Genomic DNA, 12537 nt, shown 5'->3' with positions numbered 1-12537 from the left:
AGCGTACGGTGGGCAGTAAGTGATGCAAGATCAGAATTTACGGTAGTTCGGTATTCCACCGATCCAGTGCGGCGGCGACTTCCGCCGGATCCGCCCGCGGGTACAACGGCAAAATCACGGAGCGGGCCTCCACCTGCATGCGTTGTTGCAGGCGCTTCTGATCGGCCGGGATGAGATCGGATCCGTCAATCCCCCAATGCTGCCGAATGGGGCCCACAAGCTCTACGCCATGGTCACCAAAGATGAGCACTTGGCGGTGTTGTTCACCGGTCACGAACTCCCCGCGCCGCAGTTCTCGGGTCACAGGGCCGCAAATCTCGCGAGGTCGTCCGGCGAGATTGGCGGGCGCGTACTCCACGCACACCTTTTGCTCCCAGCGCAATAGCTCGGCATTAACTTCGAGATTATTTGCATCAACGCTGCGCAGCAGAAGTTCGCGCAGAGCCTGCTCGGCTTCCATACTGGCGTCCGGCTGGGGAGACTGTGCAACGTCTATGTCTCCGCCACAGAGCAACACCACTTGGTCCGTACTAAAGCCACGACTCAAGAAGTGATCAACATCCGCACGCGTGCAGCCCGCACCCCAGGCCGGAGCGGCAGATGCCAACGCCAGCATTAACAACCAAATTCGTTTCATGGTGCGGCAGTGTGCCCGTGGCGCTGCGGCAGCGCAATGCATAGCCGAGCGCCAGGGCCCTTCCGTCAGCCGAAACGGTGAATCATTAGGCTGCCACTGGGATTTTTAAGGGCTGTTCCTTGGGCAGCTTGGGTACCACGATATGCAGCACGCCATGCCTGGACTGAGCAGATATGGCGCTGGAGTCAATGCCCTGCGGCAGCCGAAAACGGCGTTCAAAAACGCCGCTGCGACGTTCTCTGCGCTGCGCGACCGGAGCCGCGTCTTCGTTGACACGCTCTTCGGCGACGTGACGCTCACCGCGAATGGTCAGCATCTGGCCATCCAGGCTGATATCGACCTGATCAGCGGGTACACCAGGAAGATCTAAAGTGAACTCAAACCGATCCCTGAACTGACTCACATCGGCTTGCGGTAGCCAACTCTGAGCCGATGGCGCAGCTGCAGCCTGAGGGAAGACCTGATCCCACTCATCAGTTAAGCTTTGCAGCAAGGACCATGGGCGTTGATGAACTAAGGCCATGAGGCACCTCCTTGAGATGTGTAAAAAGCGAAGCATGGTGACTTCTTCACTCCAAGGTGCCGTCGATTTGGTATTTTTCAACCCCTTGTTTTTATTGAACTTTACAGGCCTAGGCCAACCCTTATTCGTAGCGGCTGCGCAAACATTTTTCAAGAGCCGCCTCACTGTGCTGAGTGAAGCTCAGGCCGAATATTCTCTTCGGTTGTTCGACGTGCACACTCAGCCAACGAGTTTCTAAGCTTGAGTCGTTAAGAGATGAAGGCCACAACCCCTTTGGCCCTGGGAGGAGACCAAAACCATGTCAGCCCTGAAGATAGCCGTTGCCAGCTTCTTGCTCTTCAGCAGCCAGCTCACACAAGCTATTGAACCCTCAACGGTCGAAGTCAGCCTGTATGCCCAAGAACAGGAATTCCGAAGCTCGGGCCCCGTTATCGGCCTTAACCCCAGTCCTTTGGAGTCCGACGAAACAGGGCTAATCCTGTGCAACCCAGGAATCGACTGTGATCGCTTGGCTATTCATTTGGAGTTGCCAGCAGAGACTTCCCAGTTCTTTCCTCTTGCTCAGCTCAGGCTGAGTTTGACTTGGAGCTCGGCAACGGCGCTGCCAATCGATGATTTCGATATGTACCTCTACGACGAGGACGGCAACTTGCTCGGCCGTGCCGATCGCACCACATTGACTGACGGCATTGGCGAAGAGCTCGTATTTGCGCTGAGTCAAATTCCCAATACGCTTGTGCTCGAAATCTATTATTTCCTCAGCGTAGCTGCGAGTTACTCGGGAGAGGTCGTGCTTGATTTGGGGCCCAGCGCTGAAGGCGTCGACACAGAAACCTTCTGGGCGAACAACCCACCACCAAGCTCGCGCATGCAATCACCCACTGAGCGTGGATCCTCCGCGGGTAGCGCAGGTTTTTTGGTCCTCGCTCTGCTGGCAGCCGGCCTGGCCCGCCGAATTCCAAACCAGGCTCGCGGCCGACAGTCACTGGGCCGGCGCTAGCATCTTTCGCCAGGCTATGCACAAGACACCTCCCCTGTTCTGCGCTGTATCGTACGCGTGTTAGCGCTGAGAATCCCGCCCAAGCGCCTTACTAAGCCTTTGTTTTTTCGTTTTATTTCGAGCTTGGCTAATTATTAACCGGCTCGGCGGGACTCGTTTTCCAGCAACGACTTAGAGCTACTACCCGAAGCACTTTCACAGACTTATCCACAAGCTCTGTGAGCAACTCGGAAACCAGCCCTAAAAGGACTTCCGAACACTTATAGCCGGCCCTGAAAATCTGAGGCGTTGGGTAGATTCTGCGCAATTCATTGCAGCGCGCCAGGGCTTGACAAAGACCTTCTTTGTTGAAGTTCGGTTTGGCATTTATTCACACATGGCCCAGAGCCCTGAGAACAGCAGGCGGCATTGCTGTCAAGCCGTCAAAGTTTTGTCACATGTTTTGTAAGTCCTTGTTTTATAAAGCTGGTAACAAAGTGGTCACAAATTAGCCAGCATCTAGCAAAGCTAGGTAAATCAACGCTTGGCAGCGGATATTCCAACCCGATTCACAGACTTATCCACAGCCCTTGTGGGTAACTTCCTACACTTGCCCCTACCCCTCCCGCAGCCCCAGCTTGACTCATGTCAATACGCCCACATTGAGATGTGCAGATAGTGATTGGCTGAGCATCTTCTTGCTCTTAGCCGCGAAAGGAGAAATGCCATGCGTATGGACAAATTGACTGCCAAGCTACAGATGGCGCTAGCCGAGGCCCAGAGTTTAGCCCTAGGTGCGGACCATCCAGCTATTGAAGATCTACATTTGCTCAAGGCCCTGCTACAGCAAGATGGCGGGGGCGCAAAGCCGCTGCTAGCCAAGGTTGGCAGCTCTGCCGGCGCTCTGAGCAAAGATGTAGACCAAGCCCTCGCTCGCCTTCCCAAACTCGCCCAAACGACCGGCGAAATCTCGGTGGGACAGGAGCTGAGCAAAGTACTGAATATTTCCGACAAATTGGCTCAGCAGCGACAAGACCAGTTCATCGCCAGTGAGCTCGTCATTCTTGCCGCCAGCCAAAGCCAAACCCAGTCCGGCGAGTTACTCCGTAAGCATGGCGCAACGCCAGAGGCCATTGGTACCGCCATTGAGCAGATTCGCGGTGGTGACAGTGTCAACGACCCCAATGCTGAGGATCAGCAGCAGGCCCTCCAGAAATACACCATCGACCTGACTGCGCGTGCCGAGTCCGGCAAACTCGACCCGGTCATCGGACGCGATGAGGAAATTCGCCGGGTGATACAAGTACTGTCCCGGCGCACCAAGAACAACCCGGCGCTCATCGGCGAACCTGGCGTGGGTAAAACGGCCATTGCCGAAGGCTTAGCACAAAGAATCGTCAATGGCGAAGTACCCGAAGGGCTGCGCGATAAACGTCTGCTGTCTTTAGATCTCGGCGCCCTGATTGCCGGTGCGAAGTACCGGGGCGAGTTTGAGGAAAGACTCAAAGCCGTCCTCCAGGAGCTGGCCAAGCAGGAAGGCCGAATCATCTTGTTTATCGATGAAATCCATACCATGGTCGGTGCTGGCAAAGCCGAAGGTGCCATGGATGCCGGCAACATGCTGAAGCCTGCTCTGGCCCGAGGAGAGCTGCACTGCGTGGGCGCCACGACTCTCGATGAGTATCGCCAGTACATCGAAAAAGACGCAGCTCTAGAGCGCCGTTTCCAGAAGGTGTTGGTGGACGAGCCCAGTGTGGAAGATACCGTTGCCATTCTTCGGGGCTTAAAAGAGCGCTATGAGTTACACCACGGCGTAGATATCAGTGACGACGCCATCATTGCTGCTGCGAGACTTTCGCATCGGTACATTACAGATCGTCAACTTCCGGATAAAGCCATTGATCTGGTCGACGAGGCGGCATCACGCATTCGCATTGAAATGGACTCCAAACCGGAAGCTTTAGACCGGTTGGACCGCCGCTTGATCCAATTAAAGATCGAGAAGGAAGCGCTGAAGAAGGAAACGGACGCAACAGCCAAAGCGCGCCTGCAACAGCTGGACGAAGACATCGACGCCCTGAGCCGGGAAGCTGCGGACCTAGAAGAAGTGTGGAATAGCGAGAAGGCAGGCGTGCAAGGCGCGCAGAGCGTGAAGGAAGAGCTGGAGTCTGCCAAGTTAGACCTGGAAAAAGCCCAGCGTGCGGGTGACCTCAATCGTATGAGCGAGCTGCAGTACGGCACCATCCCGGCCTTGGAGAAGCGTCTGAGTGAAGCGCAAAACCAACAACCTGCGGATAACCAGCTGCTGCGCTCTCGCGTAACCGACGAAGAAATCTCAGAAGTGGTGAGTAAGTGGACGGGCATCCCAGTCTCCAAACTCATGGAAACTGAACGCGACAAGCTCTTAAGAATGGAAGATGCCCTACACCACCGCGTAATCGGCCAGGACGAGGCCGTGAGTAGCGTGGCCAATGCGATACGGCGCTCTAGGGCCGGCCTTGCCGACCCGGCTCGCCCCATCGGCAGCTTCTTGTTCCTGGGCCCCACAGGCGTAGGCAAGACAGAACTGAGCAAAGCCCTAGCCCAGTTCCTCTTCGATACCGAGGACGCCATGGTGCGTATCGACATGAGCGAGTTCATGGAGAAACATTCCGTTGCCCGTCTCATCGGTGCACCACCGGGCTATGTAGGCTACGAGCAAGGCGGTTATCTCACCGAGGCCGTTCGCCGACGTCCCTACTCTGTTTTGTTGTTAGACGAAGTGGAGAAGGCGCATAGCGATGTGTTCAATATTCTGCTACAGGTTCTGGATGATGGCCGCCTGACGGACGGTCAAGGCCGGACCGTTGATTTCCGCAATACAGTCATCATCATGACCTCGAACCTAGGCTCTCAGATCATTCAGGACATGAGTGGCGACGCGAACTACCCGGAGATGAAAGAAGCCGTCATGGGCGTGGTTGCTCAGCACTTCCGGCCTGAATTCGTGAACCGCATCGATGACGCCGTGGTTTTCCATGGCCTGGATCAGGAACAAATCCGAGCCATTGCGAAGATTCAACTGCAGTCCTTACGCACACGCTTGGAACAGCAGGGCTTTGCGCTAGAAATTAGCGATGCCGCACTCGACAGGCTGGCCCAAGCGGGCTTCGACCCCGTCTATGGCGCCCGCCCGCTCAAGCGTGCTTTGCAGTCGCGCCTAGAGAACCCCCTGGCGCAAAAGCTACTTGGCGGCGAACTTGCAAGTTCGACGATTCGCGTCGACCTCAGTGGCGAGGACTTCGTCATTCAAAGTTGATAGCAGGAGCAAGCCCCGCGTACTGCGCTTATCCACAAAAAACAACGGCCCCGGCATCACTGCCTCGGCCGTTTTGTCTTGCCGATCGTCTAAAGGTTCTTACCGAACCCGATTAGTGCAGCTTCATGACCTTCCTGCCGATCAGGCTACCCATCGACGTCGCAGCTTGTTGCCACACCAAAGGGACTTATGACACCCGGCGGAGCGGCATCCGGTTCATTGATGTCGTCAGCACTAGCCGGAAGCACGAAGACCCTCTGCTCCCTGGCCTCTGTCCCCTGCACTGCCGCCGTCACAACCAGACGTACTCTGGCCCAGTTTGCAACGTCTTGAGGGTAACGAAGTTGGAAGAACCCAACCCCATTTTCATTCAGTGAGGTTGTTGACGGCACTACGACCACATTGCCGGGATCTAGTCGGCCGTCACCATCAATATCCTCGCCACTCGCCGGAACATCGGCTTCTGCGACATCTAGAATCCCATTGCCGTTGCGATCCTCACCGGGATCTAAATTGCCGTCGTTATCTAAGTCCTCGCCGGGATCAATCACACCATTCCCATTGAGGTCATTGGACTGGTCAAGAATGCCGTCGAGATCGCGATCCTCGTTGATGCAGCCGCGCTCGCCCTCCAAGGTGCCGAACTGTGTGAATACAGGCTTTGGAGAATCTTCGCAGGCAAAGGGTGCAACCTCGACTTGCGGTGGATCTCCCACTTCAATCGCCCGCAGCGCTTCACCAGGAACACGATATCGAGGCACCCAAAACTCATCATTAATAAGTTCGTAGCAGCCCTTTTGGTACTCCGTAATATCGGCACGAATTCGGAACTCGGTATCGCTAGGTGCAGGATTACCAGCGGCATCCGTAACAATCACGGAGTATGACTTCGCAAAGATCGTCGGGTTGCCCGTGGGATTGCCGTCATCATCAAGAGCGCTTTCCTCACTCAGCTCATTCCCTGTTCCGAGCGTAATGCGTAAGGCCGCACTACCCACAGTGAGCGAGGTCGTGTTCTCCACGTCAGAACCGCGAACGCGAGCTGTGACGCTAACCCCATTGAGTGCGCTTGCTTCTGTATTGGCGAAGTAAGTCACCGACGCCGAGCCACTATTACCGGTGATCGCGGATGTGGCGGAAAGTCGCCCACCAGAGGGGTCATTCAATGAAAAGTCAACGAACTGTCCTTTGACGATGTTGTTCGATGCATCACGCACCGTCGCGCGGATTTCAGACTGACCAGACACTGGTATGGACGCCGGTCGCGCTTGGACCACAACCCTCTCTGGAGTGATAGACACGAACTCTATGCTGGGGCCTTCCGTATCAATACCAGGGTCTCGCGATGCCACCGTAGCGCCGGTGGGAGCATGAACAGCCGACACCAAGGTAGGGCCGGCGCCACCAATCCCCTCAGAACGAATGAAAAACTCCACCTGGAAGCAAGGCGTAACCCCGAGAGCACACTCATTTCCAGGGGTGCCGTCACGTGGATTCTGAAGACTGAAATCTGGGTTGGGCTGTTGCTGTTGGCGACAGTCCGCCAGCGACTCGTAGAGTGCACCACGAGTGGTTGCGAACTGCACCGAATCGCCAACCTCTAGATTGGTGCTATCGCCGCCCGCCACTTCCGATAAGGCCAGTTCAACAGTAGCTTTCAAACACACTTCGAGCGGGACTTGCACGTCGGAGTCTTGGTCGTACTCATCAGGGTCTGTCAAAGTCGCAGGAAGTGGCGGTGCTGCGGGGTCGATCTCGAAGCCTCCACCCGCGACGACAAACCCAATCTGAACAGGCGTTACCTGGATCAGCTGCCGGCTCTCTAGCGCCGAGGAGTCGGCGAAAACACTTGCCACGAGCACTGAATTGAGATTGGGTAGTTCCGAGGCGGAGATCAAGAACCGTGCTACCCCAGACGCATCAGTTTCAGATGTGCGGGGCGTGTCAAAGGGCACGGGCTCCGCACCAGCCTCAGCAACCTGCAGCTCTATCGCCTCGCCCCTGATTCCACGCCCTAAGGAGTCGGTCAAGCTTGCAACATACTCAACATTAGCTTGATTGGCTCCTAAGGTAGTTGGGCCGTTTAACTCCAGCGTGGTGCCGACGACATTGATCAGCAAATTATTCACACTGCTGGCTTCTTCAAAGCCGTCTACAGTAGCACTGACCTCAATCACTCTCGCCCTTGGATTACCGCCGGTGCTCAGTACGGCTTCAGCGGTACCTGTCGCGTTCGTGGTGGGCCTGGTCACGTTCAACGTTCCAGCATCACTCACGTTGGTGACTTCTCCGTCGATTAGCCGGGAGCTGAAGTTGACGGTTTGATTCTCCAATAATCGGTTATTCGCATCCGTGACCAAGGCTGTGATCGTGACTCCTTCAGTTGTCAAAACTGAGCCTGACAAAAGCTCTGTCGCATCTGCAATTAAGGAAATTTTTTCGGGCACCGGCTGGCCACCCGCAACCGCAGACACCACGGTGACCACCGATTCAGCCCTTTCACCTGCCGCTTCGACGACAACTGATATGTCTTCTCCGACAATGGCGGAGTCTGATAAACCCACCTCAAAGGAGAAACGCCCCAGCTCATCCGTATCGTTCAAAGCTTGAGTGGGACGTAGAAAGCCTGGAGAGGTCACTGTGACTCCCACGGGCTGGTCTGCTACAGGCGCACCTGTTTGATCCGTAAGGACAACGGAATAAGTAATCGGGTTTAGCTCGTCAAGGGCGAAAGTATTCCGACTCGCGCTCACGACTAGCGAGGCCCCCGGCTCCAGAGCAGACTGCGGACCGATCACACTGAATCGGAGTATTTGCGTGACAGCGCCAACCGACGCAGACAGGATGACTTCGTCTCCGGCCTCGGCTGTATCGCGAAAGACCACTTGAATACCCAGTTCCCCCAGGTTATTCGTGCGGTTGCTGGGACGGACCGGCACCAGAATCGCAGGCCCCGAAATACTTGTCTCCACGCGAACATCATTCAGCGCCTGGCCGGAACTGCTATCGGTGACGATCGCACTAACGTCAAATATCCGGTTATCACTTCCGGCGCGATATTGCTGTGTGTCTGTTTGATACGCAATGCGTGGAGTCACCCCCGCTGGCGGATTGCCCGTTGACGTTTGGTTGGGCTCTACCACATCGATGGTGATCAGAGAGCTGGCGCCCATGCCCGTTGCTGTGAGCTGAATCACATCACCGCGTTGAGCCTCAGCCGAAGGTGATATTCGAACGAGCAGCTGTCCTAGTAGGTCTGTACGCAAGTCAGCGGAAAGAACATCGATCACACCAGGCCCGACCACGTCCAGAGTCACTGGAAAGTCGGCAATTGGAGCGCCCGTAGCATCTAAGGCGAAAAGGGTGATAAGCGCCCCACCACCGAAACTACCCTCATTCACAACGAGTGAGGATTGTTCTGTTTGAATTCGTGCTGCCGAACGCTCATCACCCGTAGGTAAAACACGCACGGACGCCTGAGTTGTGACCTCGGCAACCTCCGCAATGATAGTGAGGTCATCTCCAGCCGCAGCCTCAGGCAGTAAGCGATAAGCAAAACCCAATTCGCCAAATGCGTCTGTTGTGCCGCTAAGAGAAATTTGTGCAAGAGCGGCAGGCCCAGTCACTCGGAGCGCTACCGGGGCGTCTTCGATAGGCCTACCGGCTTGGTCGGTAACCTCCACAGTGCCAAGTCCAAGTTCGACTGTGCCGATTTGTAAATCTTGAGAAAGGTCGACTAAAGCAACTTGGGGGGTGACGCCGTCGGGCAGGTCCGAGAAGGTATTGCTCTGATCCTCTACGACGGTAATGGAGGTATCTGCTGTTGCCCCATTCGCTGTCACAGATACCCGAATGACATCACCGGCAACCGCATCCGGTAGCAACCTAACTCCGAAACTAAAGTCGCCAAAGGCCCCTGTTTGGCCATCGAGATCAAAAGCCGTTACCGCACCTGGGCCCTCGATGGAGATCACATAATCCTGATCTGGAGCTCCTCGTCCACGCCCGTCGACGAGATCGCCTTCGACCAAAACCACCCCGTCGGAGTTTTCCGCAAGCGTACTGTTACTCCGGGCCAGTGCCAAGTTGAAGGGCTCTAGCAAAGCAACATCGCTCACAATTCTGAGTGTCGAGCTCAGATTCAAGGTGCCAACCTGGGCAGAGACTCCAACAACATCGCCAACCGCAGCTTCTGGGCTTATAGAGAGCAATCCAGAAATTACACCCGATGCCTGAGTTCGATTACCAGCATCTCCGGGCAATGCCGTGGCCGGCCCCGTCGCCAGCACGGAAATGTCTACGCCCTCAAGTGGGAAACCGTCGGTATCGGTTAACAAAACCGAGTACGGGACTCCGTTTCCAATATCTGATATTCCCAAAGTTGACTGTGGCAAGAGGACACTCAGTTGCGCCTCTACTCCATTCGGGAGCGTGCCACCTTGGCGCCCGCCTAGGACGGTGAAACTTTGCATCTGGGACACATCCCCCACTCGCGCAGTGAGGTTGACCACGTCTCCGGCGGCAGCTTCCGGGTCCAGCTGAATCAAGGTAGAAAATCGACCAAGTTCGTCCGTTCTATTTCCTGCGCTTTGCGGGATGATGAGCCCCGGTCCAGAAGCAATAGATAGAGCGACAGCGACGTCATCTAGAGGAGACCCATTTTGGTCCGTGACGATAACCTGTACCTGTATTAGGGTGATCCCCGACAGCAAATTAAAGTTCAGCGCGCCAGGCACTATATCGACGTTTGGAACAACACCGTCAGGAACCTCTCCGTCAGTGGTCACATCTCCATCGACTACAAGAAAAGTGTTCGATACTTCCGCATCACCAAAGCTCGCCGTAAAGATGATTTCGTCGCCGATTGCCGCTGAAGGCTGAGTTAGTACACGGAGCTCAATCTTCCCGCTTTCATCTGTCACGTTAGTGCCGTTCTCAGGAAAATCCAAAACACCAGGCCCATCAACCGAAAGCTCAACGGGTTGTTCCTGAACTGGGCTACCGTCAGAGTTGCGCACGAAGACCTCAACGGTTATCGGTGCCGCTCCTCCATTGACGATGACGAAACTCGTGGCATCCACCGTGATACCTATAGAGAAATCTCCACTGTTACCAGCAAAAAGATTGTTGTCCCCACTTCCACAGGCACTCAGTAATAGGCTCAGCACAACCAAGCCAAACTGTATGCACACTCCCTTAATCATCGGCATTGACTCTCGTTCTCCGTCTGACGGTCTAGGGATAGTCTTCCCCCAAACCGCAAGACTATGTGAATGGGCAAAACTCTGCCAAGAATTCATGCTAGCCCCCAACCCGTAGGTGCCAGGTCTGGTCGCCGAATCACCCTCGGAGAAGGTCGACGGCCACAGGCTGACACGTCTGCGAACCGGCGCCGACAGCTGTCAGCCTAAGCCCACATGCAATGTGTCGGCCTCCGCACGATATGACGCAGCCCTGCGGTACAGATACCAAGCGGCCACCAGCGGAGACTGTCATCACGTCGCAACTTCGCGATATTCGATGCTCTGGAGGCAGACACAATGACAACGACACACCCTTGGATTCATTCATTCGCTGCGCTTGGGTTGCTCACCAGCGTGAGCCTACTTAGCGCTTGTGGCGGCGGTTCAGGCTCAGATGCCTCAGCCAATGCCAGCGACGCATCGACGTCTAATGTCGGCGACCAGATTGAACTCCCTGGCAAAGCTAATGAAGTCGAAGGGCCACTCGACACGCTGCAAGACCAAGTGGTCACGAGCGTTCTCGGTGATCAAATCGGCGGCACCCTTCCCCAGCCTCTAGGGCCCACAGTGCAATGCGCAGCAGATGCAGTGAACTCACTGGTAGATGCACCGGACGCGCTGCTCGCCGCTCTAGCCTCGCTACCAACTGGCGCCGATCCGGCCGTCGCATTCCAAAGCGCATCCGCGCAGGTTGCGGGTTCCCTGGAGCGTTTTGCAGCGGAGCTGCAAAGCACTTTGCTGGCTCTGACAGGCGGGGCTTCATGCAGCACGGTTGCAGGCGGCGATGGAGATGGTGAAGTTCTGCCAGGCAACCCGCTAGCGGACACCCCCCTCGCACCTGCGGGAGTGCTCATCGAGCAGCTCGTTGCCGCCCTTGGGGCAGCACAAGGGCCAAACGGCGACCCGAACCTCACCAGTCTGACCAATCTTGTCGCGCCGGTACTCAGCGAGCTCTCTGTAGTACTCGGCAATCTTCCAGAGCAGGTTGAAGAGGCACCTATCCTTGGTGGTTTGTTCTTGACCTTGGAGACTGCCACTGCCGACCTGGCCACGACATTACCCGCCGTAGGCGAGTATGACCCGATTCAAACCAACATTGGCGTCGAGGCGCTGCTGAACAATCTGCTGAGTAATGTTCTGCTGGAAGTGATCCCCGTGAGGGCCATTGACGAACGCACCGGTCAGAACTTCGCTCCCCGAATCGAACAGGGCATCACCACACTCACCGATACCTTAGGCAACGTCACCGGCCCCATCATTACGCCCCTCTTCAATGAGGTGCTTAATGGCGTGGCCTCCCCCCTGTTGGATCCGGTCGAATCTTTACTGGATCAACTCCTGGGGATCGTCACTGTTCCGACCGGGGTCGCAAGCGGTAACCCACTACTCGGCTTGCTCTCGCCGGTGATTGGTGATGGTCAGAACACGAACCTGGATGCTCTCACCGCCCTTTTGACCTTCGGTAGCGAAGGAGCCACCCTGGGTGAACTCAGTGAAGCCGCTGGTGGCCGCAGTAATGCAAGCCCTCTTGCCCAGGTGAGCGAGCTGCCGCTCCTGGGTGCTTTGGATAGCCTCTTGACGCAATTAGCCGATGCCACCTCAGGCATTCCCATCGTGGGAGGAATCGTTGGCTCTTTGCTCGATGTATTGGCTAGCCTGCTCGGCGGCAGCCAGGGCTAAGACCGCACCTGCTCTTTAAGTACGGCGGCCCCAGGGCCGCCGTTTTTTTTGGTGCAGACCTATCCCTCAAAACATGGGGCAAGGATGCAAACCGGACCACACTGCGAGTAATGATTGAGCTCGCCCTAGTGTCCTGTCTCCGAAGTTCGTTGCATATCAGAGCCCCTCAAATCGTTC

7 protein-coding genes are annotated in these 12537 nt (G+C 56.0%); 4 read left to right on the top strand and 3 right to left on the bottom strand.

The genetic code is table 11. The features are described 5' to 3' along the window. Positions 1-37: 37 nt before the first annotated feature. Entirely contained in the window at positions 38-637 is a 600-nt protein-coding gene (locus KI787_00035; protein ID MBV6628318.1) for a hypothetical protein, read from the bottom strand. A gap of 85 nt (positions 638-722) precedes the next feature. After that, a complete protein-coding gene (locus KI787_00030) occupies positions 723-1160 on the bottom strand; it encodes an Hsp20/alpha crystallin family protein (protein ID MBV6628317.1) in 438 nt (145 codons plus the stop codon). Positions 1161-1194: 34 nt separating this feature from the next. Between KI787_00030 and KI787_00025 the strand changes: the two genes are divergently transcribed. From KI787_00025 to clpB, 3 genes are all read left to right on the top strand, one after another. After that, complete coding sequence (locus tag KI787_00025) at positions 1195-1398, top strand: hypothetical protein (protein ID MBV6628316.1); 204 nt, start codon at positions 1195-1197, stop codon at positions 1396-1398. A 60-nt stretch (positions 1399-1458) separates the two neighbouring features. After that, complete coding sequence (locus KI787_00020; GenBank protein MBV6628315.1) at positions 1459-2160, top strand: hypothetical protein; 702 nt, start codon at positions 1459-1461, stop codon at positions 2158-2160. Between the two features lie 712 nt (positions 2161-2872). Further along, a complete protein-coding gene (gene clpB, locus KI787_00015; protein ID MBV6628314.1) occupies positions 2873-5437 on the top strand; it encodes an ATP-dependent chaperone ClpB in 2565 nt (854 codons plus the stop codon). Between the two features lie 146 nt (positions 5438-5583). Here the strand turns inward: clpB and KI787_00010 are convergent, their stop codons facing one another. Next, positions 5584-10647, bottom strand: coding sequence for a hypothetical protein (locus KI787_00010; protein ID MBV6628313.1), 5064 nt, complete (start codon positions 10645-10647; stop codon positions 5584-5586). A gap of 330 nt (positions 10648-10977) precedes the next feature. Here KI787_00010 and KI787_00005 point away from each other — a divergent pair, with 330 nt between their 5' ends. Next, positions 10978-12360: a hypothetical protein gene (locus KI787_00005; GenBank protein MBV6628312.1), complete on the top strand. Its 1383-nt coding sequence runs from the start codon at positions 10978-10980 to the stop codon at positions 12358-12360. The last annotated feature ends 177 nt before the right edge of the window (positions 12361-12537 follow it).

This window comes from Oceanococcus sp. HetDA_MAG_MS8, assembly GCA_019192445.1.
In the GTDB taxonomy this organism is placed as follows: Bacteria; Pseudomonadota; Gammaproteobacteria; order Nevskiales; family Oceanococcaceae; genus MS8.
This window is presented reverse-complemented; position numbering and strand designations above follow the sequence as displayed.

Bases quoted from the DNA above. Each gene is read 5' to 3' on its own strand.
- KI787_00035 (MBV6628318.1), bottom strand. From the start codon at position 637: ATGAAACGAATTTGGTTGTTAATGCTGGCGTTGGCATCTGCCGCTCCG.
- KI787_00030 (MBV6628317.1), bottom strand. From the start codon at position 1,160: ATGGCCTTAGTTCATCAACGCCCATGGTCCTTGCTGCAAAGCTTAACT.
- KI787_00025 (MBV6628316.1), top strand. From the start codon at position 1,195: ATGGTGACTTCTTCACTCCAAGGTGCCGTCGATTTGGTATTTTTCAAC.
- KI787_00020 (MBV6628315.1), top strand. From the start codon at position 1,459: ATGTCAGCCCTGAAGATAGCCGTTGCCAGCTTCTTGCTCTTCAGCAGC.
- clpB (MBV6628314.1), top strand. From the start codon at position 2,873: ATGGACAAATTGACTGCCAAGCTACAGATGGCGCTAGCCGAGGCCCAG.
- KI787_00010 (MBV6628313.1), bottom strand. From the start codon at position 10,647: ATGCCGATGATTAAGGGAGTGTGCATACAGTTTGGCTTGGTTGTGCTG.
- KI787_00005 (MBV6628312.1), top strand. From the start codon at position 10,978: ATGACAACGACACACCCTTGGATTCATTCATTCGCTGCGCTTGGGTTG.